We start from the raw sequence: 25,338 nt of genomic DNA on the forward strand, positions 1-25,338 counted from the left end.
TCAGAATCAATGGGGTCGTTTAATTAATTGCAATACGATTAAAACTTAAGCTAAGCCAAACTCAGACCTTCCTTGCTCAGCGGGAAGTTTCGAACTGGTCTACCAATCGCAGCAGAAATGGCATTCGCAACGGCGGGGCCAACTACGCAGATCGTTGGCTCACCCACTCCACCCCAAAAATCAAAACTCGGCACTAAAACTGTTTCAACTCTTGGTGTGGCCGATAACTTCAATATTGGGTAGGTATCCAGATTCTGCTGTTTGATGCGGCCTTTTTCTACCGAGATCTCTGGTAAGAAGATTGCGTCCAATGCCATCGCCACAGAACCTTCAATTTGCTCTCGAGTTAAGTAGGGGTTAACGACATGCCCAGAATTTAAAGCAAATACCAAGCGCGTAACCTTCACTACATTATTCTGTACAGTCACTTCAGCAACACAAGCAGAGTAGCTGGCATAGCCCATAAACTGAGCAACGCCACGATAGGTTCCTGCTGGTAAAGGCTTATCCCAATCCGCCTTCTTCGCAGCAGCATTGAGCACTCCCAAATGCTTTGGATGACTTTGCATAAGCGCCTGCCTAAATTTCACAGGATCCTTACCTGCCGCCTTAGCGCACTCATCCATAAAACATTCCATGAAGATGCCGTTTTGGTTGGTGTTTACGCCACGCCATGGGCCAACTGGCACATGGGTATTCTTCATTACATACTCTGTTAAGAGTGTCGGGAAAGTATAGCCAAGCTGCGCATCAGGACCCTTCTCATAGAAGCCCTGGAGCTGACGCTCATCTTTTCCATTTTTGATGGCCTGTGGCGCCAATGTGGCATTAATCGATTGACCGGCAACTTTAATATGCATGCCTGTCAAATTGCCAAAACTATCTAGCCCAGCAGTCATTTTTGCCATCGCTATCGGATGGTAGTAATCATGAGTCATATCCTCTTCTCGACTCCAAATTACTTTGACCGGCACCCCTGGAAACTTTTGCGCCACTTTGGCGGCAAAGGTTGTGAAGTCTTGTGTAGATCCACGACGACCCAAGCCACAACCAGAATCCAATTTATATACTTCGCAATTCGCGAGTGGTAATCCAGTAGCTTCAGATAAAGCTGCATGCGAACCTTCGCCATTTTGAGTTGGTACCCATGCTTCTGCACGGTCACCCGTGATTTTGACGGTGGCATTCATAGGCTCCATCGTGACGTGTGCACGATAAGGCGTGTAATAGATGGCTTCTACTTTCTTAGCAGCGCTATTGATGGCGGCAGGTGCGTCACCTTCCTTACGCTGCCAAAAGTCACCCTCTTCATCCAAACCATCGCGCAACATCTTATTAATGCCATCTTGTGAGACGTTGGCAGCCTTACCCTCGTCCCAAACAATGGGCATTGCATTGAGTGCTGTATTCGCATGCCACCAGGTATCAGCTACCACCGCTACAGTACTGTCATCAATCTTGACTACACCCTTCACACCGCGCATTTCTTTAATTTTGGCTTCGTCATAACTCACTAATTTGCCGCCAAAGACAGGGCAAGCTTTTACAGAAGCGCAGAGCATGCCTGGAAGCTGTAAATCAACACCATATACTTTTGATCCATTAACCTTATTGGCAGTATCTAAACGCGCATAAGGTTGCCCAGCAACCTTCCAATCCCTAGGGTCCCTCAAGGTGATCGACTTGGGATCAGGCGGAGTTAAGGTAGATGCCAGCTCGGCTACTTTGCCGTAGGTCGTTTTTCGACCTGTTGCTTTATGTGTGATCACACCCTTATCTACAGTCAACTCTGCAACGGGCACATTCCATTGATTGGCAGCTGCCTGCATCAACATGATGCGAGCTGCTGCTGCGCCACGGCGCACATAATCTTCAGAGATTCGAATGCCACGGCTACCACCAGTACCGTGCTCACCCCACACGCGCTTGCGCGCCAAACTTTGTCCTGGCGTAGCTGACTGAGTTTTAACCTTTTTCCAATTGCACTCGAGCTCCTCAGTAACCAATTGAGCCAGCCCCGTACGAGTGCCCTGCCCCATCTCTGATCGAGCAATTCTGATGTAGACAGTATCGTCTGGCTTAATGCTGACCCAAGCATTGACTTCAGCATCACCTGCTTGAGTTGGCGTATTCGGGTCATATTTCGCGCTAGCCTGAGCGAATGCGGCATCGGGTAAAGCGCCTATCCCCAGCATAAGCCCACCACCCAGCATAGTGCCCTTGATGATGAAATCACGACGAGAAGAATTTTCTAAATCAGGAGTTTGTTTTTGTGTTGTCATGTTCTTCTCCTTAACCACGTGTCGCAAGAGTGGCGTTTTACTGCGCTAAAACATCCGCCAACTTCTTTTGACCGGAGGCAACATAAATTCCATCCCGAATTTTTTGGTACGTTCCACAACGACATAAATTACCCATTGCATTATCGATGTCTGTATCCGTAGGCTTTGAATTCCTCTTTAAAAGAGCGGCTGCTGCCATGATTTGGCCTGATTGGCAATAACCGCACTGAGGCACATCGAGTGCAACCCATGCTTGCTGTACTGGATGCGTATTGTTTTTAGAGAGTGCTTCAATGGTAGTAATTTTGGCTTTACCAACGGCAGATACTGGAATTGAACAAGAACGTACTGGCTCACCATTGAGGTAGACGGTACAGGCTCCGCATTGCGCAACTCCACAGCCATACTTCGTACCAGTGAGTCCTACCACTTCCCGAATAGCCCACAATAAGGGCATATTTGGCTCTACATCAATACTCTGCACCTGACCATTAATGTCTAATTGCATGTTGTCTCCTATGGTTTTGTTTTCAAAAGACTATAAATCATTCTGAACTTTTTGCGCTCGCACATAAATGTCTCGGTCTAGGGCAAAACCCTATCGAATTAGGCTGTAATTTGCTATCCTGAAAGCTCAATTAAGGATAAATATGACTGAAGAGAACCAAACCCAGAATGACGAAGATTTTGACTATGGGTGCGAGTGTGCAATGACCTTGCTCAACGAGCCAACCGAAGACCGTCTGAACGACTTAATTGATGAACTAGATGAAGATGGCATGATCTCCACCGAAGTAGTCTATGGCTTGCTAGCTACCATCCTCATGAGCATGAATGAGGAAGAGCACGAAGGCGACGAACACTAATTAGTGTTGATTTACTTGGGAAGCAAAGGCATCCATTGCCTTTGCCAACTGAATATCTAGTTTAGTTAAAGCGCCGACTGAGTGCGTACTCAATTCCACAGTCACTTTATTCCAAGTATTTGACCAATCTGGATGATGGTCAATTTCTTCCGTATACTGCGCACAGAGCGTCATAAATTCAAAAGCTTTTTTGAAGTCTACAAAAGTAAACTCCCTCGATATCTTTTTGCCACAGGCCTGCAAAGACCACAACGGAATTTTTTTTTTCAAATCGATGCCATCAATCAACACAGAATCTCCTTTAAACAGCAACACTTTGCGAGAGCTGCTTTAAGTCTTCTGGATAGAGCCAGCGCCATTCACCTTCTGCCAAATCTGTAGGCATTCGGTATGCCCCAATTTCAGTACGGTGCAGTTTGGCGACATGATTTCCAACAGCTGCCATCATACGCTTTACCTGGTGATAGCGCCCTTCAACTATCGTCATTGCTAGGACATGTTCAGATACTTGCTTGCATGCTGTGGCATAGCAAGGTTTTGGGTCATCATCAAGCACAACGCCACTCATCAAATGATCAATTTGTTTTTGCGTAATCGGCTCTGGTGTTGTGATTTCATAGACCTTACCAATATTTTTCTTTGGGGTCGTCATCTTATGAATAAACTGACCATCATCCGAGATCAAGAGCAATCCGGTGGTGTCATAATCCAGGCGCCCAACGCATTGGAGTCCTCGCTCAACAAAAGGACTTGGTAGCAAGCTATAAACACTGGGATGGTGTGTCGTTTTATGCGAGCACTCGTAATTCGCTGGCTTATTAAAAGCAAGATAAGCTTTCTCGTGATACTCCCAGTCTTTACCCTCTACGTTCAGCATCAGATTGTCGGTGGCAATTCTTTCTTCCGGGTCATCAGCCAACGCGCCGTTCACTTTAACTAGGTCGGCATATACCAAATCACTGCAATAGCGACGGGTGCCAAAGCCTTGGCTAAAAAGAATTTTTTCTAGGGAAATAGGTTTTGCCATATGCTGCAGAGCATACTACAGAGCAGGCCCCCATTGAGTTGAGTATTCATATGCTGCAATTCATTATCATTAGATAACCCTCAATTAAATAATCCCATCACCATGCTATCCACCCCAAAACCACGCTCCCTATTACATACCCGAGAAATTACTTTTCAGGGTTATGCAAGGGAAGATGGTTTATGGGATATCGAGGGTCATCTCAAAGATTTCAAGACAAACCCTTTTCAAACAAGTGCAAAAACCTGGCAGCCGGGCGAAGCCTTTCATGATATGTGGGTACGAGTCACGCTTGATAAAGAGTTTGTCATCAAAGGGATTGAAGCAGTCATGGATGGGCAACCCCATGCAGAATGCACAGCAGCTATTCCGCCGATGGATTCCCTCATTGGAGAGCGGCTAGGTAAGGGCTGGCGAAAAACGATTGATAACCACCTTGGTGGAATTAAAGGCTGCACGCATTTGCGCGAACTTCTCTTCAACCTTGCTACCGCAGCTTATCAATCCATTCCAGGGGCATTCTTTGATCCGAATGGCGATAAGCCACCGCTTTACTTGGGCACCTGCAAGTCATGGGACTTTGATGGCCCCGTAGTCATGCGCGTGTACCCCAAGTTTTATCACTGGAAGCCGTAGACCTTATAGGGCGTCTCGATGCAAGGTTGTGCCAGCAAATGATTGCTGAACCGGCATCACTTCAAGGGCATTGATATTCATATGCGCAGGTAAAGTAGCAGTCCAATAAATTGCTTCCGCAATATCATCCGCACTTAAGGCGTGAACACCTTCATAGACTTTATCTGCTTTTTCATCATCACCCTTAAAGCGAACATTCGAATACTCGGTACCCGAACTTAAGCCTGGTTCAACACAGGTGACGCGCAAGGGCGTTCCCAATAAGTCAGCGCGCAAATTTAAACTAAATTGCTTAACAAATGCTTTCGTAGAACCATATACATTACTGCCGGGGTAGGGATACAGACCTGCTACCGATCCTATATTAATAACGTGACCGCATTTACGCTCAACCATTCCAGGTAAAAAGGCCCTAGTCATGTGAACTAAACCTTTAATATTGGTATCAATCATTTGATCCCAATCGGAAATCTTTGCTTGGTAAGCTGGCTCAAGACCTAAAGCAAGACCGGCGTTGTTAACTAAAACAGTCACTTTAGAAAACTCTGCCGGCAAAGTACTGGCCAGAGTGTCTACATGAGTGCTGTCACAAACATCCAGTACCAAGGTGTGAAGTTTTTTCTGCTGCTCAGCAGGTAAGGAGCTCTTTAGAGCCTCTAAACGATCCAACCTCCTGCCAACCGCAACCACTTTGTGACCATGAGCTAAAAAGCGTCGGGCAGTTGCCTCTCCAAATCCTGCGGTAGCGCCAGTAACCAATACAGTGTGTTCCATGCTTCCTCTTTAAATCTTTAGTAAATAGTATTTTGTAATTTAATATTAATGCCTATATGGTATTCCTGCGTGCGCTCACTTTTTCATTGCTATGCATTCCTGCCGCTCTAGCGTGCGCCACGGAGCAACCCTCTCCCACACCTATTTTAGGGCTCGTTAATGCATCTCAAGAAAGATCTCAAGATCACATTCTAGAGTTTTGGGGCTATCATGCCGCCCAGGGTGCCGATAACTATGCTGACACGCTTAAATTACGCTATTACAACCCCTTAAATCTTGGTAGCTGGCATGGAACCATGAGATTGGACGCTGCTTATACGGCCGCCTATGGACCAACACTTGCCGCACAATCCACCGGCACCTACTCACCCAACAATGCAATGCTCACAATTTGGGGTGGTCAAGCCGATTGGTTTGCAAATATTGGGGCCAGAATATTAGCCCCACTCGGTAGCACAGGCCAGTGGCTAGCAGGACCTCAGGTGAGCACCTCCTTTAGGCCTGTAGGTAGCAGCCAAAATATCCTTGCAGATATTTCACCTCTCGCCAGATACATGATGGGCTTTAATCGCAAGGCACCCACAGCCTCCGGTTTACCCCCCGTAGATAATCACCTCGAGCTTTATCCAACGGTCGGCCTCAATCTGACCTCCAGCACTCAGCTCCGCTTCTGGGATGAAAATGGCGCCGTTTATAACTCGGCAGGTGGCGGCTGGTTTGTACCAATCGATGCTATGGTGACTCAGCGCATTAATAAAAATCTTTTAATCGCCATCGGTGGAGCCAAGCAAGTTGTGCAGACTTATCAACTTTACAACTGGACCGTATACGGAAAAATTTCACTTAGCTTTTAAGGCAAGCGATAAAAAAGATCAACCAAGATCAACCAAGATCTCATTCTCTAGTTTTGCTGCGCCTGATTTCACCAAAGCTTTAGGTAGCCACTGCGTAAATTCATCCATACTCATATTGAGTTGTCTTGCTGCGCTAATTAATGCTGGCGTATGCACAATCCATGCATTCACTTGAGCGATATCACGACTACGCCATTCTAAGAGGCGATATTTCAGCAACACTTTAGCCCCGTGGCGTGCATTTCGATCTGGATCGGAGGCCAAGTAATCCAATCTTGATCTTGCTGCGGCAAGAGATTTAGAAACATCTACAAAAGGTGCGCCATGCCCAGGAATCACCAGATTGACTGGCAAGGCCTCTATTAGATCCAAGGTTTGTGCTACCTCCTCAAAACCCGCCTCACCCCAGAGCTCTGGGAAAATAACCCCAAAGCCCTCTTCCCATAGGGCGTCTGCTGAAATCAAGATGCGATGATCCGCCTGATACAGCATGACAGAGTGTGGATCATGCCCTGGTGCCGCCAATATCTTCCAAAAATATCTTCCTAGCAATATTTCCTCGCCTGGAACTAATACACCCTGATACGGAAACTGTGGGCACTCCTGCCCCAAGTTGTCGTAGCTTAATAGAGTGCTATCCCAGTTTTTAACTGCTATCGCTTCAGCAGCTGGAATGTATACCTCGCAATGAAAAGACTCTACTAAGGCAGCATTGCCGCCACAGTGATCTGAATGTAGATGGGTATTCACCATCTTATTTAATTTCAGTAGGCGATGCTTTTGCATAGCATTCCGAACTAAACCGATAGTCAGATCTTGGTGAGCACAATATCCAGAATCCACTAAGGAAGCATCATTTTCACCAAAGTGAAAAATATTATTGGCGGAGAGCCAGCCTCTTTCAAAGACTTCAATTCCTGGGGGCAGAAAATGCGCAGTCATAACTTAGGAGCTTTGTGTTTACTTGGTAGTTGATTGTGGAGTTAACTCTAGCTTCCGCACATCAAACTGCTGCGCTTGTATGCGCACCAAGGTGTCTTCATAGACTTTTTTGTCTAACTGTGGCGTTCTGGACAGAATCCAAAGATATTCACGGCGAGGATCACTCACGACAGCCACTTGATACTGAGGATCTAGGTCAATCACCCAATAATCGCCCCATACCAAAGGGATAAAGGCCAGCCACTCAGGTGCAAATCGCACCTCCAGCCTGGGAGAGTCTTTTACCCCAATCTGCCTTGCCGTACCCTCGGCCTCTGATAAATCGCCTTCAGCCGTTTTGCAGCTATTAAGCACTTTTAGCGTGCTATCAGCCCTAGCTGAATAGACCGCCCTAGTATTACTGACGCACTTCCTCTGAAACCAATTGGGGTATTTGGCAATCTCATACCAAGTACCTAAATAACGCTGCACATCTAGAGAGGGAATCGTCTTTACCGGTGTATCACTTCCCTGCCCGTAAGCAGAAAAGTGAAACAACAAAATGCAGGCACTAAAAAGTAATGAGTAAATTTTGCTCATTACTAATAGTACTTCTTCAGATCCATGCCCGTATACATGCTAGCTACTTGGTCGCCATAGCCATTAAACATCTGGGTTTTAACTTTTGGCGCAAACATGCCCTTAGGGTCGCCAATGCGACGCTCAACCGCTTGACTCCAACGCGGGTGATCTACCTGAGGATTGACATTGGAATAGAAGCCATACTCACGTGCATCGAACTGATTCCAGCTAGTCTTAGGCATCTCTTCTGTAAAACGGATCTTGACAATCGACTTAGCGCTCTTAAAGCCGTATTTCCAGGGCACCACTATGCGGACTGGCGCACCATTTTGTTTTGGCAAGACTTCGCCATATAGACCAAAAGTCAGTAGCGTTAATGGATTCATGGCCTCGTCCATGCGCAAGCCTTCACGATAGGGCCAATCAATAATATTGCTCTTCACGCCCGGCATTTGCTTGCGATCAGCTAAGGAAATAAATTCCACATACTTTGCAGATCCCAGTGGCTCGACTTTATTAATGAGCTTAGAAAGTGAGTAACCATCCCAAGGGATGACCATAGACCAACCCTCAACACAGCGCATCCGATAAATTCGCTCTTCCATTGGAGCCAGCTTGAGAAAGGCATCAATATCAAGTGTCATTGGCTTTTTGACCAATCCCTCGATCGAGATAGTCCATGGTCTTGTCTGCAAAGAATCTGCATATGCCGCTGGATCAGCCTTATCAGTACCAAACTCATAAAAGTTGTTGTAGCTGGTGACGTACTTCAGGGCAGTCAAATCATCCTTATTCGCATAGGCGGGATTAAGGGTAGCTGCCAACTTTTCCGGACTGACAGCAAGCGCTTCCCTAGAGAACCAGGGCGCCAGCGCCATTCCGAAACCCCCTGCAGCAGCAGTCTTAATAATATTACGGCGGTTTTCAAATACGGTTTTTGGAGTGATATCACCCGCAAGAATGGTCTTATCAGTAAAACGCATGTTGCACTCCCATGAATGTAATAAACCTATTTTGCTACCGATGGGAATTTCTTGCTTAAGATAGGCTCGCGCGCATTTTGTTCATCAAAGCCAGGCTATGCTTATCCATACCCCCAACCATATCAGTGAGATCCGGATAGTCTCGAGTGAGGGTCTCTCCGCCGTAAAAGCGCAGCAACCAATCTGGAAAGTTACGTTCAGTAATTTCACGAATTTCTAACAGCTCAACACGATGATGGCGCTTATCTTCCTGAATGCGTTTCCAGACCTTCATGACATTAGCGTGCTCACCTTCTATGATTTGACCAAACTGCTGGTTGTCATACAAAAGAATGCCGGTAACACCATTTTTTTGATTAAACGCGCGTGCCGATTCTAGCAAGCGCATTAAGCCAAGAAAAGACATATCCGAGACCGCTTCACTCAGATAACTCAATTCAACCAGGTCTTTTGGTTTTGGCATGTCTCAAAATAAGATTTATAAATAAAAAAGGCAAACCCGAAGGTTTGCCTTTAAATACTAAAGCTATTTTAAAATTTAAATACTTATCGCTTATACCTATTATGCGTTTGCTGCCTTTAAGGCTGCATTCAAAGTAGCACTAGGACGCATTACCGCTTCAAACTTCTCAGAATCGGGCATAAAGTAACCGCCAATATCTGCTGGCTTACCTTGAACCGCTTTGAGTTCATCCGCAATCTTTTGCTCATTCTCAATCAAAGATTTTGCCAAAGGAGCGAAGTGCGCTTGCAATTCTTTATCTTCTGTTTGAGCAGCCAATGCTTCAGCCCAGTACATAGCAAGGTAGAACTGGCTACCGCGGTTATCTAACTCACCAGTTCGTGGTGAAGGTGACTTATTGTTATCCAATAACTTACCAGTCGCTTCATCCAAAGTGCGGGCTAAGATTTTTACCTTGTTGTTACCTGTCTTATCACCAATATCCTCAAGAGATACAGCTAAAGCCATGAACTCGCCAAGTGAATCCCAACGCAAATGATTTTCTTCTACCAACTGTTGAACGTGCTTAGGAGCTGATCCACCAGCGCCAGTTTCAAACAAGCCGCCGCCAGCCATTAAAGGCACGATGGACAACATCTTTGCACTAGTACCTAATTCCATAATTGGGAATAAGTCGGTGAGATAGTCACGCAAAATATTACCAGTCACAGAAATCGTGTCCTTGCCACGAATCACTCGCTCTAAGGTATAACGCATTGCACGAGTCTGGGACATGATTTGAATATCTACACCAGTCAGATCGTAATCCTTGAGGTAGGTATTGACCTTCTTGATCAATTCAGCTTCATGTGGGCGGTATTCATCGAGCCAGAATACTGCTGGAGTATTAGAAAGACGCGCGCGATTTACGGCCAACTTGACCCAATCACGAATTGGCGCATCTTTAACCTGACACATACGCCAGATATCGCCCTCTTCCACATGTTGTTCAAGCAATACGGTGCCATCATCGGCTACGATGCGTGCCACACCAGCTTCAGGAATTTCAAAAGTCTTGTCGTGTGAACCGTACTCTTCAGCCTGTTGAGCCATCAAGCCGACGTTAGGCACTGTACCCATAGTCGTTGGATCAAAGTTACCGTGCGTCTTACAGAAATTAATCATTTCTTGATAGATACGGGCAAAGGTACTTTCTGGAATGACTGCCTTCGTATCATGCAAACGACCATCAGCACCCCACATTTTTCCACCAGCACGAATCATTGCAGGCATAGAAGCATCTACGATCACATCACTTGGGGAATGAAGATTAGTAATACCTTTAGCAGAGTCCACCATCGCCAATGCTGGACGATGCTCGTGGCAGGCATGCAAATCTTGAATGATTTCTTCGCGCTTAGATTCTGGCAAAGTCTTGATCTTTTCATACAGGCTGCTCATGCCGTTATTAGCATTTACGCCCAATTCTTCAAACAGCTTGGCATGCTTTTCAAAAGCATCTTTGTAGAAAATCTTTACCGCGTGACCAAACACGATTGGGTGAGAAACCTTCATCATGGTTGCCTTGACGTGCAAGGACAGCATCATGCCGGTCTTATAAGCGTCTTCGATTTCTTTCTCGTAGAACTCACATAACGCTTTTTTGCTCATGTACATGCTGTCGATAATTTCGCCAGCTAATAAAGAGACCTTTGGTTTAAGGACAATAGTCTTGCCGCTCTTTGTCACCAAGTCCATCTTCACATCACAAGCCTTAGTCAAGGTCATGGACTTCTCACCAGCATAAAAATCGCCGCCATGCATATGAGAAACGTGAGTACGTGACGCCTGACTCCACTCCCCCATCGAGTGTGGATTTTTACGAGCGTAACGTTTCACAGCAGGAGGTGCACGGCGGTCAGAGTTACCTTCGCGCAATACAGGGTTTACTGAGCTACCCAAACATTTGGAATAGCGAGTGCGAATGGATTTTTCTTCATCCGTTTTTGGATCTTCAGGGAAATCAGGAATCTTGTAGCCTTTAGATTGCAACTCTTTAATGGCTGCAAGTAACTGAGGTACGGAAGCACTAATATTTGGCAGCTTAATAATGTTGGTATCAGGCAATAAAGTCATTTTACCTAGCTCAGCCAAGTTATTAGGAACTTGCTGTTCAGGGGTCAAGCATTCAGGAAACTCAGCCAAGATACGGGCGGCAACTGAAATATCGCTCGTCACAATCTCCACACCAGCGGGAGCTGCAAAAGTACGAATAATTGGCAGAAATGCGCGAGTAGCCAAAAGTGGCGCCTCATCTGTCAGCGTATAAATAATCTTTGATTGCTCTGAAGCCATGAATGTTTCCTCAATATTGAAAAAATTACAGAGTCAGGTTTTTACCCTGTCGCTCTCAAATCCACATTTTGCAAGTCGCTTGTAGCGCATCTTTTGCCAATGAGGCGAGTTTTTCATTTTAAATCATCGGGTCTGTCAAAAATGCCGGTTTTGCACCTTAAAGCGTCTGATAAGGGGCAATTTAAGGGAATCCACCAAGACAACCGAAGCTTCAAATTCACCGTACACTGCATGCCATGACCAGCAAACATCCTTTACTAAACAAAAATCTGGTGCTGCTGATCATTTGTCAGGGGCTATTCCTCACCAATAATGTCACTTTTATAGCTATCAATGGGCTTGTGGGGTTAAGTCTTGCGCCAGCCAGCTGGATGGCCACCCTACCCGTTATGGGCTATGTTGTCGGGGGCGCCTTTTCTACCTCCATTGTGGCTAAATCTCAAAACTACTTTGGGCGCAGAGTTTCGTTCCAATTAGGCTTGCTAGTAGCAATGCTCTCAGCACTGCTATGCGCCTACGCCGCCATCACGAGAAACTTTTGGCTGTTGGTCTTGGGGACCTTTATTGCAGGCTATTACAGCGCTAATGGGCAGCTCTATCGCTTTGCTGCAGCAGAACTGACAGACCACAGTCAACGCGATAAGGCGATTTCTTGGGTATTAGCTGGTGGCATCCTTGGCGCAGTTATTGGACCCAATCTAGCCTCCTGGACGCGAGATCTTTTTGATACCGCCTTTCTGGGAGCCTATCTCACTCTATCCATTGCCGGGTTCATTGGCATCTTCGTGATGCAGTTCATTCGTTTTCCACAAGAGCTAAAGACCCAGCATGCCCTCACTGATGGACGCCCACTGAAAGTCATTCTCCAGCAGCCCGTCTTTATGGTTGCCATCATTGGTGCAGCATTGGGGTATGGGGTCATGAATCTACTCATGGCCGCCACACCTTTAGCAATGCAAATCTGTGGATTACCATTCTCGGACACCGCTTTAGTTCTGGAGTGGCATGTGATTGGCATGTTTGCCCCTGGATTTTTTACAGGATCACTTATCCAACGATTTGGGGTGCTAAAGATCATGGGGACTGGGGTGCTTCTGAACTTCATCTGCATTGCAATCGCCCTTACCGGAACCGATCTCCATCAATTCTTTATCGCTTTATTTTTACTCGGTGTTGGCTGGAACTTTTTATTTACTGGCGCCACCTCTTTAGCAATGACTGCCTATCGACCCAATGAGCGCGACAAAGCACAGGCTGCCATTAATTTCTTCGTCTTTGGAACTATGGCCTTCACTTCTTTTGGATCAGGCGCCCTTGTCACTTCACATGGTTGGAGCATCCTCAATTGGGGATCACTCATCCCTGTTGTAGTGAGCGGTCTGGCGATTTTCTGGCTTGCTGAGCAACGGAGAAAATCGCGAGTCACGGCCTAAGAGGCTTTAGCTAGCGGCAAGTTAAACAATAGATTTTGAGGCTTTAACTTCAGCTGCTGCTGGTTGTTCATGGCAATAGCCATATATACCGGCTTACCAGCCTGTGCCTTAGCTACGGCAGCTTCATCGATAAAGTCTAGACGAAATAAACAAATCACCTTTTGTAACTCATCTGCTTCTACCAACTCTTTGTTGTAAAGCTTATTAAGTATTTCAGTAGCGGCTGCATCTAGACCAACATGCCATGACCACTTAGGATCCGTGATTTGCTGCATGGGAGTAATGCGTACGCTAACCCCCAGAAAATGCTTTATCCATTTTTCTAAGACGCGACAAAAATAGTTAATAGGCTCATGCCCAAAATTGAGCTGAACCGCTAAATCAAAATCTTCGTTTCTAGTCCAATAGGTATCAGCATTGTCTTCATGTAGCACATCCAGATCGGCTGAACGCATCGTCATTGACTTGCCTTTAAGCAAATCCATGATGTTGCCCGTATCACTAGCCTGAGCATTGCGCGCAACTACCTCATCGTCTGCGCCCATCACAATGCCATCCTCGATAACAGTAATCTTCTGAGTTCTGAAAAAGAGCTCGCCCATACGGGCTTCCAGTGGATGTGCATCGTTACCCAGGATATGTCTAATAAAAATTTGGGCGAGTTGAGCAATAAATAAAGGCGGTACGTCTACTCCCTCACCCTTAAACAAACTCATATAAAAGTTCTCTAGGGAGCTTGCCCCTAATAAACGCTTCCGATAACGCAGCCAAACACGATAGTTCTCCTGAATATCCTCATCAGCCATCGCCGAGATTTCATCATCAGTAACATCTGTACGAGGGTTGTCAGTTAAACGTTGATGAAGCGAACGTTCGATAGCGCAAGATTCGGGAACTAGCTTGAGCTCCGGCCTCTCCATATAAGTACGCAAAAAGTCATCTGTCACCAACAACTGATCATCAGAACTGATGGTCAGGGTGCTATATGCAGAATTTGGCCAATAATTTGTCATACGTTTTCGCTATTGCATGATTACCGAAGGAATTTACAGAGCTCAGAATATACTAGCCAATCAATTTGTGTGAAATAGGAAAACATCATGAGTGAACTGAAAAAAATCGATACTGTTGTGGGCGAAGGCAAAGAGGCTGCAGCAGGTAATCATGTGGATGTACATTACACCGGCTGGCTTTATGACGAGAAGGCTACTGACCATAAAGGTCAAAAGTTTGATAGCTCCTTAGATCGTGGCCAACTCTTTAGCTTCCCTTTGGGTGCTGGTCATGTGATCAAAGGCTGGGATCAAGGCGTAGCTGGCATGAAAATTGGTGGCAAACGTACCCTCATCATTCCTTCCGAGATGGGCTATGGCCCTCGCGGCGCGGGTGGCGTTATTCCTCCAAATGCCACCCTGGTATTTGATGTGGAGCTCCACGGCGTTAACTAAGGCTCGCGTATTCGGCAGCTAAACAAAAGCCACCCTCGGGTGGCTTTTTAAATACTTTGATCTACTTAAGATCTAAAAACTTAAGAGCGCAGATCCTTGCCGTTCAGCGTCAAGCGATTAGACGAACGGTTTTGACATAAACCAATCAGGCGATTTCTTTCGGCCATCACTTTATCTGCATAGCCGCCATCATCCTCGGCATTCGCAGCACCAACGTAGTACTTCAGACCATTGCGCAATGAACCAGCTGTAGCGATCAGGTATTTCAAAATATAGGCACCAACACGAATATTGACTTCAGGCTTAGCAGCTTCAGAAGTCCCGCCAAAGATTGCATACTTGTCTTTATGCACTGAAGTCATCACTTGCATGAGGCCTTCAGCACCGGCGTGACTCTTAGTATTTGGGTTGAAGTTGGATTCCACCGAGATTACTGCCAATAAAAGCACTGGGTCAATGTTGACTTCTTTTGCAATCAAAATCGTGTTTGAAACATACTCTTCAATCTTCAAACGATCGAGACTGTATTTCTTCTCAAAGAAGTCAGCTACAGCACGTTGATTCTGAATCGAACCCATTAAGTTGCTATCCAAAGCCTGGGGGTCCATCTTTGAAGTTGGGATGCGATCAGACAGATGGGAAATCGATTTCACCTGCATTTGCGCCACAGAGGGCATTAGCAAAGCTACGGTCTGCTGCTTGGCACCAGTCAAACCAGTTGAAGCAGGAATCTTAGACTTGCCATAGATCACAGCGGCGATCTCAGTATCAGTGGTCTGGGCGGCTGATACTTCATTGGACTCTTTATATTGATTGAGCATGCCAAAGCCGTTATTCCAAACCATGTGGCGCGCTTCTTCAGGAACAAGGATACGTGCAAGGTCAAAAGCGCCGGCATTAGTACCATTGCCTGAAAGCCAAAACCCAACCACCATGAACACAGTTAAAACGAGTAGGCCATTAATGACCCGATAGATCGGAGCCATGGCATGCGCTAGCAGCTCATTAGCAGTCAAAGTGTTTGACTGAGGATTCTGCATATCGCTCAAATTGTTAGCTAAACATTTACTCATTCATTGTTTGCAAGACCTCAAAAAACTAGACTACCGTTTTATGCTGCATTGCAATATCTAAAAAACATAGGTCATCCTAAGAAGTTTCTTATATCAAGTCAAGAATAAAGAAGTAGAAATCAATAACTTATTGATCTAGGAATCCGGGAGATCCCGCATATAGGTAGCTACAAACATATATAAATCAATAAAATCAATAGCTTATATAGGTTAGGGAGTACTAATTTCACTCTATAAAAAAATCGCTTAAATGGGACTTTTTTGTGTTTTTGGCCAAAAATTCAACCCAAAAAATCATATATCTAGTGCTTTCATGCCTGTAATTTTCTAGGGGTAGTAGCAAGGCAGATGTTATTGCAAGGAAGTATTTTCAAGCCTTCTTCAAGAAAACATGCACTTTGATATACAGAAAAATATCAACAGAGTTCTGTTGCTTATTAGCTCTGGAGCTAGCCCAAGATTAAAAGATGCGTGCGCCTGAAGTGGAGGTCATACACTAAGAGCCCATGAAATTCCTTCGTCACCTTCTTGCCCTTGTAGCAATTGCCGCCTCATTAAACGCCCTTGCGGCTTTTGAAGACTGTAAAGATCTATTCCCAGCTCAGCAAATACCCATGAGTCCACAAGTGGGGCGCGACCTTTGCTTTGATAGCTTTGCCATCTACTACTCTCCTCAGGATAAAAAGCCAATCTATGCCGTTGAAAAGCTTAATCGGGAGCAGCTATCTGCCCCGCACCCGCGAAGAAGCAACCAGTTTTACGAAGAAGCCAGACTACCCTTCTCCGAACGGGCCCTGCTCTCGGATTACCGCGGAAGCGGCTTTGATAGGGGGCATAATGCCCCAGCAGGTGACATGAGTAATGAACGCTCTATGGCTCAATCTTTCTCATTGGCCAATATGATGCCCCAAGCCAGGCAAAACAATCAGGGAATCTGGGCTAAGAATGTCGAGGAGCCGACTAGAGCTTATGTCAAAAGATCTTCAGGCGACATCTACGTTTACACAGGCTCCATTGGCAATAGCGGCAGTATTGGCAGAAGCCGAGTGACGATTCCTAGCCATTTATATAAGTTGGTGTATGACTCCAATAAAAATATTGCTTGGGCATATTGGATCGAAAACACCAATGAAGCATCTATGACTGCGCCCATCTCTTATCCACAGTTGATACAAAAGACAGGAATTGACTTTCACTTACCCGTAGGTGAAGGCGACAGTACGAACAATACGTCGGCGCAGACCCATGACAACAAGGGGCAAAGGGCTCTCGTTGGTGGATGGTATCCCATATTTTTTGACGATTACTCCTCAAGCAAGCTCAATGATGTCATCAACAATATCAAGTCGGGCAAGATAGCCAATATTCAGATTCAATATGACCGCAATGAAACTCTTGCAAAACAGATTTCTTCGCAAATTGAATCGCAGGCCAAGTTCAAGGCCAGCTTAATTCAAAGCAGTCCACCAGAATCAGCAACTGTGACTTACGAACGTAATCGCGTCACACTGGTTATTCGCTCAAAGTAATTTAGATTTAGCGTGCAGGCCATGCGCCCGCTGGATTGGCGCCAAGAGTCCACGCAGACCATTGTGGTCTAGGGTATGCATTAATTCCAATAATTCACCAAGCTCGCCCTTAGGAAAACCTTCGCGGGCAAACCATGCCAAATAATTCCCCGGCAGATCAGCCAATGTACGCCCTGCGTGCTTACCAAAAGGCATCTTCATTAAAACCAGTTTTTCCAAGGACTCAGCGTTCATTTGTAGAAATCTTACAAGCAAAAAAGAATAGGCCCATAGATTTCGCCATTTCTTAGGTCATGGTTATTTTAATTAGTTGAGAATCATTCTCATCTAATGCTATATTGAGAACCATTCTCATTTAGATTGCTAACCACTAACCTCAAGGGACCATGAAATTGACCATCAATAGACTTCTTGCATTCAGCCTCTTCTTAGTTGCCACACTTCACTTCTCCTTAGCTCATGCAGGCGAGGGAGTGTTTGGCTGGATCTACACCTTAGATTTACAGCCTAAGGGCAAGCTGGAGTTTGAGCAGCGTCTACAACTCAATCAACAGCAAGCAGCAGGAACTTACGATGCATTAACCGCTAGGACCGAACTGGAATATGGTTTAACTAACGACTTACAGGTTGCTGGCTATATCAACTCTTACTACACCAATGCAAATCAAAATTACACTAATCCAGAAGCTTGCGGAGATACTCCAACCTGTACCGGCGGTTACGGAGTACCTTCTTCGCATGACCCCTCTACAGCGTATAAGAAAAGTGGCATTGAAGGTGGCTCTCTAGAAGCAATTTATCGCATCACCAATCCAGTGACTTCGCCTGTAGGTGTAGGGCTTTATTTAGAGCCGACATGGGGAAGAAATAAAGATGAGCTCGAGGCGAGACTCTTGCTGCAATCTAACTTTATTGATGATCGATTAATTTTGGCGGGTAACGTTGTAGCTGCGAATGAGCGCTTAAAGTTTATTGAAAACGGCAACGTTCCTGAATCGATGCTCGATTTCCTGGTGGGCGCGAGCTATCGCTTTGCCCCCAAGTGGTCGGCTGGTGTGGAGGCACGTTTTCATAATGATTATTCAGAGCTAAATTTACGCAATCAAGTCCAAAGAGCCACTTTTGTAGGTCCAAATATGCATTACGCAGCCAAAGACTGGTGGGTTACTGGCGCTTGGCGCTATCAACTTGCAGGCGGCTCCTGCATGGGTGGTGGAGAGGCCGAATGCTCAGATGCTCGCGTCTGGGATAGTCACTCAGTAAATGAATTCATTGTCAAAGTTGGCTTCCCACTTAATTAAGCGAAAGAAACTATGGAAATTCAGAATCTATTAATTGCAGCTTTAGCTCATTTGCTGAAGTTTCAAGCCACCCAATGTCAAACAGCCAAGAAAAGAGCGTTGATGATGTTTGACAAACTCTCAAATGTCCAAGGCATCAACCCAGAAATTCAAGCACTTTGTAATGAAGCGAATGAATTACTTACTGCCTAAATTCATTACATAGATATCACCCCATGATCTGGAAACCTAACCCCTTAGCTCTTATTGGCATAGCAATGATGAGCGCACCAATCATTGCCCATGCAAAAATTTATGTTTCTGCAGAGCAAGCTCTAAAAATTCTTTTCCCCAACAAAATACTGACGAAGAATCCCGTCATCATTACGGATGATTTGCAAGAAAAGATGCGTATCGCATCCAGCATTCGTTACCCCTTTCAGGGCGAGCGCATCTGGAGGGCAGCTGATGGTAGCTGGTTTGTGGTTGACGAAGTCATAGGAAAACATGAAATGATTACTTATGCCGTTGCCATCAACCCAAATGGTGGCATCGCTGGTATCGAAGTTTTGGAATACATTGAATCTTATGGTTATGAAGTAGCAGAAGCGCAATGGCGTAAACAGTTTGTAGGTAAGACCGTAAATGACCCCATCAAGCTTAATCAAGATATTCAGAATATTGGTGGCGCAACACTTTCTTGCAAACACCTTACTGATGGAGTGAAGCGGGTAACGGTTTTATATGACCTAGCCCTGAAGAACACCCATTCAAAACCCAGCCTCGGAAATTAACAATGCTTCGTTGCAAACCACTTCTTGGCACCTTTGTAGAGATCTCCATACATCAAGATGATGGGCAAGCGGCTGTTGATAATGCTTTTGCAGCCATTCAAAATATTCATGACCTCATGGGATTTCATGATCCTGAAAGTGAGCTAAGCCAAATCAATCGAAGTGCCCACATGGAAGCAGTTGAGATTCATCCATGGACTGCGCAAGTCATCCGAATTGCAAAAGAGGTTCACCTTGAATCCGATGGCCTATTTAATTGTGGAATAGGCCATCGTCTGGTTGCTGCGGGATTATTACCCCGCCATATCAACTTCTCCAATCATGATCTTGGTGGCGTTGAAGACATTCACTTCCTAGCGCCTGACTTGATACAGTCCCGCCGCCCGGTCTGCCTTGATCTGGGTGGAATCGCCAAAGGATTTGCAGTAGATATGGCGGTGAGAGTCTTAATATCAGAGGGCATCACATCCGGCTCAGTGAATGCTGGTGGTGACCTACGGGTTTTTGGGAATACCTCCCTCCCAATTCAAGTTCGTCATCCTGAGAGATCTGAGGAGTTAATTCATATCGGATCTTTGAAAGATGGAGCTATTGCCACAAGCAGCCTTTACTTTGCAAAAAGAGATGGTCAGAGGAGTCATATCATCAACCCTCTAGCCCAGAATTTTTCCGAGGTTCATGTGGAGATTGCTGGGTCATTCTCTATTCTTGCAAAAGAGTGTGTTTATGCTGATGCACTCACCAAGGTTCTAGCCTTATCCAATAATGAGCATCATCCTTGCTTTAGTCATTTCTCAGCGCAAGCACTAAGGATAGTCGCATGAGCCGCCTTGGGAAGATGCCTCGCTGGCAAAGAACGTTTGTCATCTGCGGCATGATGGCCTGCTCAATCACTGGCCTGATGTATCTTCTAGGGCATCAATTTCAGATCCAAAGATCCACTCTTGGCACACATAGCATTCTCGCAGCTCATGGCATTGCTGCAATGCTGGCTACCTTAGCTCTTGGATCAGTAATGCCATTTCATATCAAGGTGGGCTATAAGTCCAGAAAGCAGTTGTGGAGTGGCTTTAGCCAACTGGGCTTTCTATTTGCACTTCTCATTACCGGCGGAATGCTTTATTACGGGCCAGAGGAAATCCGCGATACCGCAATTGACACCCATTGGATTATGGGGCTAATGTTCGCTGTCATCTTCTTATTGCACCTAACCGTCATTAGGAAGCTAAAAACAATGGTTAGCTAAATTGTGAGAGTGATAAAACAGATTTATTTTTTACAATAATGGCTGTAGAGCAAGTTCATGACCGATAACGTTATGTCACTGGAAAGGGAATAATAAATTTGCTTACCGTCTCTACGTGTCTTAACCAACTTTTTAGTACGTAGTACTGTCAGCTGTTGCGATAAGGTTGGTTGATGTATTCCGGTTGATTCCTCCAGGTCCCCAACGCACCGCTCCTCAACAGCGATTTCACACAACAACATCAGTCGACTCGGGTTTGAAAGTACTTTTAAGAACTCACAAGCCTTTGTGGCAGAAGACTGCATCTTCTTAAGTTCTGCAATTCGTTTTTTTTCGTTCAACATGAAAATTACAGTGCGTTAAGAGGAATCTTTAAATATGAAATCCCGTTGCTTTCCTTCGGAGGCATATCACCTGCGCGAATGTTAATTTGAATCGAAGGCAAAATAAGTACCGGCATATCTAATGTGGCGTCACGCTTACTACGCATCTGAACAAACTCATCCTCAGTAATACCATCATGCATATGAATATTCGATTTCTTCTGTTCAGCTACTGTTGTTTCGTAATTTACTGGACGCCCATTTGGCGGATAGTCGTGGCACATAAATAATCTAGTCTCACCAGGAAAACTTAAAATCCTTTGCATCGACTGATAAAGCGTGTGTGCATCACCGCCTGGAAAATCACATCGGGCAGTTCCAACGTCAGGCATAAACATGGTGTCGCCTACAAAAATGGCATCACCTACTTGATAAGCCATACAGGCTGGCGTATGACCGGGAACAAAGAGGGACTTAAAGCTTAGATTTCCAAAGTGAATTTCTTCCCCATCTTTAAGCAAAGCATCAAACTGAGAGCCGTCCGCTTGAAATGCCTCTTCCAAATTAAACACTTTTTTAAATACCCTCTGTACCACCGAGATATGATCACCTATAGCAATCTTGCCGCCTAATTTTGATTTTAGATACGGTGCCGCTGAAACATGATCTGCATGTGCGTGGGTTTCTAAAATCCATTCTGTAGCCAGGTGATTGGCCTTGACGAACTCAATCACTTCATCGGCTGATTTCGTTTTAGTACGCCCTGACTTATGGTCATAATTAAGCACTGAATCAATGATTAAACATGGTGAACCCGGTTTCTCATAAACCACATAAGTTACGGTCCAGGTATCCGGGTCAAAAAAGCCCTTAACAATCGGTTTCATCTATTTATCCAATTTGCTGTAAATGATTTATTTTATGATAAATACTATATAAAAATGTAGACTAATCATAAACCCTGATAGCCAATCACTATAATTCAAGCTATTTTATTGACCTAGATCTAATAAAACATAGAGGTGGAGATAGTATGACTTCAGCAAACTCGAGTTCCAATGTATTTGACGTAGTAATTGCAGGCGGTGGCGCTGCTGGCATAGGCTTAGCTGCTAGCCTGAAATCCAGAGACCACTCTCTAAATATCGCAATCATTGAGCCCTCTGAAGAGCACTATTACCAACCCTCTTGGACGCTAGTGGGCGGCGGTGCATTTAACGTCAAAAATAGTCGTCGTCAAACTAAAGATCTCATTCCATCAGGAGTGCGCTGGATTAAAGAGAAGATTGTGGGCTTCAATCCAGAGGCCAATGAAGTTCTGGTTAGTAATGGTGCTGCAGTTAAATATAAGCAACTAGCAATTGCAACAGGCATTAAGACAAACTGGGATGCTATACCCGGGCTAAAGGAAACACTTGGTAAAAATGGGGTGACCTCTAACTATAGTTATACGTACTCTCCTTATACCTGGGAACTTGTTCAAGGCCTGAAGTCTGGGAAAGCCATTTTTACTCAACCTCCTATGCCAATCAAATGCCCTGGCGCACCTCAGAAGGCAATGTATCTATCTTGCTATGAATGGCAGAAGCAAGGTCGCCTAAACAATATTGAGGTTGAGTTAGACAATGCGGGTGGCGCACTCTTTGGTGTAGCCGACTTTGTCCCGCCACTTATGGAATATGTCAAAAAATATAACGCCAAACTCAATTTCAATAGCAATCTCATTTCCGTGGATGGCCCAGCTAAAAAAGCGATTTTTGCAGTCAAGGATGCAGATGGAAATGTTACGCAGGTTGAAAAATCCTTTGACATGCTACATGTAGTACCCCCGCAAGGCCCTCAAGACTGCCTCAAGGAAAGCCCTGTTTCCAATGCTGATGGCTTTGTAGATGTAGACCAATTCACCCTTCAACATACTCGCCACCCGAATATCTTCGGACTTGGTGATTGCTGCTCGTCGCCAAACTCTAAAACTGCTGCAGCAGCCAGAAAACAGATTGTGGTCGTCGCAGAGAACTTACTAGCAGCAAAACACAACAAACCCCTGCCAACTAAATATGATGGTTATGGCTCATGCCCACTGACGGTAGAGAACGGGAAAATTGTTTTGGCAGAGTTTGGCTTTGGTGGAAAACTCTTGCCCACTTTTCCTTGGCTCATTAATCCACTTAAGGCTACAAGACTCGCTTGGATTCTGAAGAAAGATGTTCTTCCTTGGCTTTACTGGAATGCGATGCTCAAGGGAAGAGAGTGGTTAGCGCGTCCATTTGAAAATTAATTGATGGACTTTTTGCCCTACCTAACCTTAGCAATTGGAGTATTTGTTGGCGTCTTAATGGGCCTGACGGGGGCTGGGGGCGGCATCTTATCAGTACCATTACTGGTGTTTCTTCTGCATCTGCCAATGTCAGAGGCAGGCCCGATAGCATTAACAGCAATTACTGTTTCGGCTTTTGCAGGCGCTGTAATTGGATTCAAGGCCAAAGCACTTCGCTATAAAGCAGCCATGTTAATGGCGATTTTTGGCCTGGTCCTATCCCCGGCTGGTTTATGGCTAGCTCAGAAGGTACCGAATACTCCGCTACTAATATTATTTAGCTTGGTGTTGATGTACGTTTCTATTCGGATGCTTTTACAGGTTGCCAGAAATCTTTCCGGAAAACCCCTTCCACAAATTAAAAGTCCACCCTGTCAACTAGACTCATCAATTGGAAAGCTGATTTGGACAGTGCCGTGTGCTCGTGCACTAATGTTCTCTGGCGCCATTGCTGGATTTTTATCGGGCCTATTAGGTGTTGGTGGCGGATTCATTCTAGTTCCCGCCTTAAATAAATTCACTGACCTGCCAATGAAATCAATTGTTACCACCTCACTTGGTGTTCTCGCAATTGTTTCTGCTGGGGGTGCCTTTATCTCCCTTGCATCCGGAACTCTGAATACAGCCATTGCAATTCCTTTTGCCTGTGGTTCGCTATTGGGACTTCTGCTAGGAAAAGTATTGGAGCGAAAAATAAGCGGCCCTAGAATCCAGCAAATATTTGCAGTCTTTACGTTGATCATTGCCGTGAGCTTAATGATCAAAGCAATAAATCATTGACGCCATCTTTTAGTGACCCCTAAAAAACCACTGTCCTCCCTCCTCTTTATACTCAGCTTTAGCCTTTTAGGAGTTCTGCTGATGTCCATTCCAAAGCCAAGCACCTTTCTATCCACTTCCATTAGCGCCGTCTCTGGCACGGTAAGCAATCTCAATAATGAGCTACTGGAGTACGTAAACCCAGAAAAGCCTACTCACGACCACTCTTCGCAGTATTACAAACGCTTTTTTATCTCCAAATTTAATTTGGGCGATACAGCAGTCGAAGCAAAGTTTTCATCCCCCATGAAAATTACCGATGGTGATCAGATCACCGTATCGGGATACCCAAAGGGTGGTAGCTTTCAGGTTCTTGCCTATAACAATCAAACCCAGCAAGTAGCCAGCAATGAAAATTGGGTTGTATTGTGCTTGGGCGCAGCCTTCTTTCTTGCGGTAGCTATAGGCTTACTGAATAGTGAACTAGTAGCCGAAGGCGCATTGATTCCAAAGCTCTTCTTGATTGGCTTTACTTTGGTTGCCCTTTACATGGGCTTTCGCGCTTTGCTGATTCGAGAGGCTATAAAGCTCTTATCTAGCTAAAGAAAAAGCCCTTATTACTAAGGGCTTTTTTATTACTTTCAGCTTAGACAGCTACTTAGTGACTACCAGCACCGCCCAGGTAAGCCGCTTTCACAGCAGGATCATCCTTGAGCTTTGCAGCAGGTCCGTGAGTAGCAATCTTGCCGTTCTCCAGCACATAACCATAATCAGCAACGTTTAAAGCTGCAGCAGCAAACTGTTCAACCAACAACATGGTTACACCCTGTGATTTCAAGTTAGAGATGATTCTAAATACTTCCTCAACCAAGATTGGAGCAAGGCCCATGGATGGCTCATCCAAAAGAATGATCTCCGGGTTCAGCATCACAGCACGAGCCATTGCTAACATCTGCTGCTCACCCCCAGACAAGGTACCAGCCAATTGATTGCGACGCTCTTTAAGGCGCGGGAACATTTCAAGAGACTTTTCTAAGTCATGCTTGATGTCACCTTTTGGGCGGCTACCTGTGAAGCGTGGAAACGCACCGAGCAACAAGTTGTCAGTGACGGACATTGTTGTAAACACGCGGCGGCCTTCAGGACTGTGAGCCAAACCTAGGCGGGCGATTTTATGAGAGTCGTAACCGTCAATTTTTTCGCCACCCAATGTAACTTCACCGGCCGTTGGCTTAATCATGCCAGTAATAGCGCGCATGGTGGTAGTTTTGCCAGCTCCGTTTGAGCCTATCAAAGTAATCACCTGTCCTTTAGGAACATCAATATTGATGCCATGGAGGACTTTTACTTTGCCGTAGCCTGCTTCAAGATTCTTAATAGATAACATGGTATTTACCGATTCAATATGTTCTAG

General features: G+C 45.3%; 30 protein-coding genes. 14 read left to right on the plus strand and 16 right to left on the minus strand.

From position 1 onward, the window contains the following. Positions 1–50: 50 nt before the first annotated feature. Together ICN37_RS11175 and ICN37_RS11180 are read right to left on the minus strand one after the other, a co-directional pair. A complete protein-coding gene (locus ICN37_RS11175; RefSeq protein ID WP_216157550.1) occupies positions 51–2,282 on the minus strand; it encodes a molybdopterin cofactor-binding domain-containing protein in 2,232 nt (743 codons plus the stop codon). 37 nt (positions 2,283–2,319) lie between these two features. Next, positions 2,320–2,790: a (2Fe-2S)-binding protein gene (locus tag ICN37_RS11180; RefSeq protein ID WP_216157553.1), complete on the minus strand. Its 471-nt coding sequence runs from the start codon at positions 2,788–2,790 to the stop codon at positions 2,320–2,322. A gap of 142 nt (positions 2,791–2,932) precedes the next feature. On the opposite strand from ICN37_RS11180, the gene ICN37_RS11185 reads away from it, so the two are divergent. Beyond that, a complete protein-coding gene (locus ICN37_RS11185; RefSeq protein ID WP_068322043.1) occupies positions 2,933–3,148 on the plus strand; it encodes a hypothetical protein in 216 nt (71 codons plus the stop codon). Here the strand turns inward: ICN37_RS11185 and ICN37_RS11190 are convergent, their stop codons facing one another. Next, positions 3,149–3,439, minus strand: a complete 291-nt coding sequence (locus tag ICN37_RS11190) for a 4a-hydroxytetrahydrobiopterin dehydratase (protein ID WP_216157556.1) — start codon at positions 3,437–3,439, stop codon at positions 3,149–3,151. Between the two features lie 10 nt (positions 3,440–3,449). Continuing rightward, the gene (locus ICN37_RS11195) at positions 3,450–4,175 is read right to left on the minus strand and encodes a pseudouridine synthase (protein ID WP_216157559.1); all 726 of its coding nucleotides are present in this window, start codon (positions 4,173–4,175) and stop codon (positions 3,450–3,452) included. Between the two features lie 102 nt (positions 4,176–4,277). Here ICN37_RS11195 and ICN37_RS11200 point away from each other — a divergent pair, with 102 nt between their 5' ends. Then, complete coding sequence (locus tag ICN37_RS11200; RefSeq protein ID WP_216157562.1) at positions 4,278–4,811, plus strand: DUF2889 domain-containing protein; 534 nt, start codon at positions 4,278–4,280, stop codon at positions 4,809–4,811. 3 nt (positions 4,812–4,814) lie between these two features. Here the strand turns inward: ICN37_RS11200 and ICN37_RS11205 are convergent, their stop codons facing one another. Then, complete coding sequence (locus tag ICN37_RS11205; protein WP_216157565.1) at positions 4,815–5,585, minus strand: SDR family oxidoreductase; 771 nt, start codon at positions 5,583–5,585, stop codon at positions 4,815–4,817. Positions 5,586–5,641: 56 nt separating this feature from the next. Between ICN37_RS11205 and ICN37_RS11210 the strand changes: the two genes are divergently transcribed. Beyond that, entirely contained in the window at positions 5,642–6,439 is a 798-nt protein-coding gene (locus ICN37_RS11210) for a hypothetical protein (RefSeq protein WP_255538522.1), read from the plus strand. Between the two features lie 18 nt (positions 6,440–6,457). Here the strand turns inward: ICN37_RS11210 and ICN37_RS11215 are convergent, their stop codons facing one another. The 5 genes from ICN37_RS11215 to ICN37_RS11235 all read right to left on the minus strand — a co-directional run bounded on the left by ICN37_RS11215 (position 6,458) and on the right by ICN37_RS11235 (position 11,722). Next, positions 6,458–7,381: an MBL fold metallo-hydrolase gene (locus tag ICN37_RS11215; RefSeq protein ID WP_216157568.1), complete on the minus strand. Its 924-nt coding sequence runs from the start codon at positions 7,379–7,381 to the stop codon at positions 6,458–6,460. An 18-nt stretch (positions 7,382–7,399) separates the two neighbouring features. Then, complete coding sequence (locus ICN37_RS11220) at positions 7,400–7,960, minus strand: lipocalin family protein (RefSeq protein WP_216157570.1); 561 nt, start codon at positions 7,958–7,960, stop codon at positions 7,400–7,402. Positions 7,961–7,962: 2 nt separating this feature from the next. Continuing rightward, the gene (gene msrP / locus ICN37_RS11225) at positions 7,963–8,925 is read right to left on the minus strand and encodes a protein-methionine-sulfoxide reductase catalytic subunit MsrP (RefSeq protein WP_216157573.1); all 963 of its coding nucleotides are present in this window, start codon (positions 8,923–8,925) and stop codon (positions 7,963–7,965) included. A 55-nt stretch (positions 8,926–8,980) separates the two neighbouring features. Continuing rightward, on the minus strand, positions 8,981–9,388 hold the full coding sequence (locus ICN37_RS11230; RefSeq protein WP_216157576.1) for a BLUF domain-containing protein: 408 nt from the start codon (positions 9,386–9,388) through the stop codon (positions 8,981–8,983). Between the two features lie 99 nt (positions 9,389–9,487). Then, positions 9,488–11,722, minus strand: a complete 2,235-nt coding sequence (locus tag ICN37_RS11235; RefSeq protein WP_216157579.1) for an NADP-dependent isocitrate dehydrogenase — start codon at positions 11,720–11,722, stop codon at positions 9,488–9,490. A gap of 236 nt (positions 11,723–11,958) precedes the next feature. Between ICN37_RS11235 and ICN37_RS11240 the strand changes: the two genes are divergently transcribed. Then, on the plus strand, positions 11,959–13,155 hold the full coding sequence (locus ICN37_RS11240; RefSeq protein ID WP_216157582.1) for an MFS transporter: 1,197 nt from the start codon (positions 11,959–11,961) through the stop codon (positions 13,153–13,155). Here ICN37_RS11240 and ICN37_RS11245 read toward each other — a convergent pair. Then, the gene (locus ICN37_RS11245; RefSeq protein ID WP_216157584.1) at positions 13,152–14,168 is read right to left on the minus strand and encodes a DUF6352 family protein; all 1,017 of its coding nucleotides are present in this window, start codon (positions 14,166–14,168) and stop codon (positions 13,152–13,154) included. The genes ICN37_RS11240 and ICN37_RS11245 overlap by 4 nt on opposite strands. An 87-nt stretch (positions 14,169–14,255) precedes the next feature. Between ICN37_RS11245 and ICN37_RS11250 the strand changes: the two genes are divergently transcribed. Further along, positions 14,256–14,603, plus strand: coding sequence for an FKBP-type peptidyl-prolyl cis-trans isomerase (locus tag ICN37_RS11250; RefSeq protein ID WP_215321560.1), 348 nt, complete (start codon positions 14,256–14,258; stop codon positions 14,601–14,603). Between the two features lie 80 nt (positions 14,604–14,683). Here the strand turns inward: ICN37_RS11250 and ICN37_RS11255 are convergent, their stop codons facing one another. Continuing rightward, a complete protein-coding gene (locus tag ICN37_RS11255; protein WP_216157586.1) occupies positions 14,684–15,676 on the minus strand; it encodes a transglycosylase SLT domain-containing protein in 993 nt (330 codons plus the stop codon). 506 nt (positions 15,677–16,182) lie between these two features. On the opposite strand from ICN37_RS11255, the gene ICN37_RS11260 reads away from it, so the two are divergent. Continuing rightward, positions 16,183–17,205 carry a DNA/RNA non-specific endonuclease gene (locus tag ICN37_RS11260; protein ID WP_216157590.1) on the plus strand — a complete coding sequence of 341 codons (1,023 nt, stop codon included), beginning with the start codon at positions 16,183–16,185 and terminating at the stop codon, positions 17,203–17,205. On the opposite strand, the gene ICN37_RS11265 is transcribed toward ICN37_RS11260, so the two are convergent. Then, the gene (locus ICN37_RS11265; RefSeq protein WP_215321557.1) at positions 17,197–17,439 is read right to left on the minus strand and encodes a DUF3820 family protein; all 243 of its coding nucleotides are present in this window, start codon (positions 17,437–17,439) and stop codon (positions 17,197–17,199) included. The genes ICN37_RS11260 and ICN37_RS11265 overlap by 9 nt on opposite strands. Before the next feature lie 152 nt (positions 17,440–17,591). Between ICN37_RS11265 and ICN37_RS11270 the strand changes: the two genes are divergently transcribed. The 5 genes from ICN37_RS11270 to ICN37_RS11290 are packed head-to-tail and all read left to right on the plus strand — an operon-like array spanning position 17,592 to position 20,525. Then, on the plus strand, positions 17,592–18,506 hold the full coding sequence (locus ICN37_RS11270; protein WP_216157593.1) for a DUF6662 family protein: 915 nt from the start codon (positions 17,592–17,594) through the stop codon (positions 18,504–18,506). Between the two features lie 12 nt (positions 18,507–18,518). Continuing rightward, the gene (locus tag ICN37_RS11275) at positions 18,519–18,698 is read left to right on the plus strand and encodes a hypothetical protein (protein WP_216157595.1); all 180 of its coding nucleotides are present in this window, start codon (positions 18,519–18,521) and stop codon (positions 18,696–18,698) included. A 23-nt stretch (positions 18,699–18,721) separates the two neighbouring features. After that, positions 18,722–19,279 carry an FMN-binding protein gene (locus tag ICN37_RS11280; protein WP_216157598.1) on the plus strand — a complete coding sequence of 186 codons (558 nt, stop codon included), beginning with the start codon at positions 18,722–18,724 and terminating at the stop codon, positions 19,277–19,279. Positions 19,280–19,281: 2 nt separating this feature from the next. Further along, on the plus strand, positions 19,282–20,103 hold the full coding sequence (locus ICN37_RS11285; protein ID WP_216157601.1) for an FAD:protein FMN transferase: 822 nt from the start codon (positions 19,282–19,284) through the stop codon (positions 20,101–20,103). Continuing rightward, positions 20,100–20,525 (plus strand): hypothetical protein, encoded by a 426-nt coding sequence (locus ICN37_RS11290; RefSeq protein ID WP_216157604.1) that lies wholly within the window; start codon positions 20,100–20,102, stop codon positions 20,523–20,525. The genes ICN37_RS11285 and ICN37_RS11290 overlap by 4 nt, the downstream gene beginning before the upstream one ends. A 23-nt stretch (positions 20,526–20,548) precedes the next feature. Here ICN37_RS11290 and ICN37_RS11295 read toward each other — a convergent pair whose 3' ends face one another. After that, the gene (locus ICN37_RS11295; protein WP_215321551.1) at positions 20,549–20,869 is read right to left on the minus strand and encodes a metalloregulator ArsR/SmtB family transcription factor; all 321 of its coding nucleotides are present in this window, start codon (positions 20,867–20,869) and stop codon (positions 20,549–20,551) included. A gap of 5 nt (positions 20,870–20,874) precedes the next feature. Then, positions 20,875–21,735, minus strand: coding sequence for an MBL fold metallo-hydrolase (locus ICN37_RS11300; RefSeq protein WP_216157607.1), 861 nt, complete (start codon positions 21,733–21,735; stop codon positions 20,875–20,877). A gap of 146 nt (positions 21,736–21,881) precedes the next feature. On the opposite strand from ICN37_RS11300, the gene ICN37_RS11305 reads away from it, so the two are divergent. The 3 genes from ICN37_RS11305 to ICN37_RS11315 all read left to right on the plus strand — a co-directional run bounded on the left by ICN37_RS11305 (position 21,882) and on the right by ICN37_RS11315 (position 24,527). Next, entirely contained in the window at positions 21,882–23,126 is a 1,245-nt protein-coding gene (locus ICN37_RS11305; RefSeq protein WP_216157609.1) for an FAD/NAD(P)-binding oxidoreductase, read from the plus strand. A gap of 3 nt (positions 23,127–23,129) precedes the next feature. After that, entirely contained in the window at positions 23,130–23,945 is an 816-nt protein-coding gene (locus tag ICN37_RS11310) for a sulfite exporter TauE/SafE family protein (RefSeq protein WP_216157612.1), read from the plus strand. Between the two features lie 81 nt (positions 23,946–24,026). Next, positions 24,027–24,527 (plus strand): hypothetical protein, encoded by a 501-nt coding sequence (locus ICN37_RS11315; protein ID WP_216157614.1) that lies wholly within the window; start codon positions 24,027–24,029, stop codon positions 24,525–24,527. Between the two features lie 55 nt (positions 24,528–24,582). Here the strand turns inward: ICN37_RS11315 and ICN37_RS11320 are convergent, their stop codons facing one another. Then, the gene (locus tag ICN37_RS11320) at positions 24,583–25,311 is read right to left on the minus strand and encodes an ABC transporter ATP-binding protein (RefSeq protein ID WP_215321546.1); all 729 of its coding nucleotides are present in this window, start codon (positions 25,309–25,311) and stop codon (positions 24,583–24,585) included. Positions 25,312–25,338: the final 27 nt, after the last annotated feature.

This window comes from Polynucleobacter sp. P1-05-14 (assembly GCF_018881675.1).
GTDB lineage: Bacteria > Pseudomonadota > Gammaproteobacteria > Burkholderiales > Burkholderiaceae > Polynucleobacter.

Coding starts and splice junctions, on each gene's coding strand:
- ICN37_RS11280 (WP_216157598.1), top strand. CDS start 18,722: ATGATCTGGAAACCTAACCCCTTAGCTCTTATTGGCATAGCAATGATG.
- ICN37_RS11215 (WP_216157568.1), bottom strand. CDS start 7,381: ATGACTGCGCATTTTCTGCCCCCAGGAATTGAAGTCTTTGAAAGAGGC.
- ICN37_RS11240 (WP_216157582.1), top strand. CDS start 11,959: ATGACCAGCAAACATCCTTTACTAAACAAAAATCTGGTGCTGCTGATC.
- ICN37_RS11250 (WP_215321560.1), top strand. CDS start 14,256: ATGAGTGAACTGAAAAAAATCGATACTGTTGTGGGCGAAGGCAAAGAG.
- ICN37_RS11220 (WP_216157570.1), bottom strand. CDS start 7,960: ATGAGCAAAATTTACTCATTACTTTTTAGTGCCTGCATTTTGTTGTTT.
- ICN37_RS11305 (WP_216157609.1), top strand. CDS start 21,882: ATGACTTCAGCAAACTCGAGTTCCAATGTATTTGACGTAGTAATTGCA.
- ICN37_RS11210 (WP_255538522.1), top strand. CDS start 5,642: ATGGTATTCCTGCGTGCGCTCACTTTTTCATTGCTATGCATTCCTGCC.
- ICN37_RS11290 (WP_216157604.1), top strand. CDS start 20,100: ATGAGCCGCCTTGGGAAGATGCCTCGCTGGCAAAGAACGTTTGTCATC.
- ICN37_RS11205 (WP_216157565.1), bottom strand. CDS start 5,585: ATGGAACACACTGTATTGGTTACTGGCGCTACCGCAGGATTTGGAGAG.
- msrP (WP_216157573.1), bottom strand. CDS start 8,925: ATGCGTTTTACTGATAAGACCATTCTTGCGGGTGATATCACTCCAAAA.
- ICN37_RS11235 (WP_216157579.1), bottom strand. CDS start 11,722: ATGGCTTCAGAGCAATCAAAGATTATTTATACGCTGACAGATGAGGCG.
- ICN37_RS11300 (WP_216157607.1), bottom strand. CDS start 21,735: ATGAAACCGATTGTTAAGGGCTTTTTTGACCCGGATACCTGGACCGTA.
- ICN37_RS11245 (WP_216157584.1), bottom strand. CDS start 14,168: ATGACAAATTATTGGCCAAATTCTGCATATAGCACCCTGACCATCAGT.
- ICN37_RS11320 (WP_215321546.1), bottom strand. CDS start 25,311: ATGTTATCTATTAAGAATCTTGAAGCAGGCTACGGCAAAGTAAAAGTC.
- ICN37_RS11175 (WP_216157550.1), bottom strand. CDS start 2,282: ATGACAACACAAAAACAAACTCCTGATTTAGAAAATTCTTCTCGTCGT.
- ICN37_RS11275 (WP_216157595.1), top strand. CDS start 18,519: ATGGAAATTCAGAATCTATTAATTGCAGCTTTAGCTCATTTGCTGAAG.
- ICN37_RS11180 (WP_216157553.1), bottom strand. CDS start 2,790: ATGCAATTAGACATTAATGGTCAGGTGCAGAGTATTGATGTAGAGCCA.
- ICN37_RS11200 (WP_216157562.1), top strand. CDS start 4,278: ATGCTATCCACCCCAAAACCACGCTCCCTATTACATACCCGAGAAATT.
- ICN37_RS11255 (WP_216157586.1), bottom strand. CDS start 15,676: ATGAGTAAATGTTTAGCTAACAATTTGAGCGATATGCAGAATCCTCAG.
- ICN37_RS11265 (WP_215321557.1), bottom strand. CDS start 17,439: ATGAACGCTGAGTCCTTGGAAAAACTGGTTTTAATGAAGATGCCTTTT.
- ICN37_RS11285 (WP_216157601.1), top strand. CDS start 19,282: ATGCTTCGTTGCAAACCACTTCTTGGCACCTTTGTAGAGATCTCCATA.
- ICN37_RS11195 (WP_216157559.1), bottom strand. CDS start 4,175: ATGGCAAAACCTATTTCCCTAGAAAAAATTCTTTTTAGCCAAGGCTTT.
- ICN37_RS11270 (WP_216157593.1), top strand. CDS start 17,592: ATGAAATTGACCATCAATAGACTTCTTGCATTCAGCCTCTTCTTAGTT.
- ICN37_RS11260 (WP_216157590.1), top strand. CDS start 16,183: ATGAAATTCCTTCGTCACCTTCTTGCCCTTGTAGCAATTGCCGCCTCA.
- ICN37_RS11315 (WP_216157614.1), top strand. CDS start 24,027: ATGTCCATTCCAAAGCCAAGCACCTTTCTATCCACTTCCATTAGCGCC.
- ICN37_RS11230 (WP_216157576.1), bottom strand. CDS start 9,388: ATGCCAAAACCAAAAGACCTGGTTGAATTGAGTTATCTGAGTGAAGCG.
- ICN37_RS11295 (WP_215321551.1), bottom strand. CDS start 20,869: ATGTTGAACGAAAAAAAACGAATTGCAGAACTTAAGAAGATGCAGTCT.
- ICN37_RS11185 (WP_068322043.1), top strand. CDS start 2,933: ATGACTGAAGAGAACCAAACCCAGAATGACGAAGATTTTGACTATGGG.
- ICN37_RS11310 (WP_216157612.1), top strand. CDS start 23,130: ATGGACTTTTTGCCCTACCTAACCTTAGCAATTGGAGTATTTGTTGGC.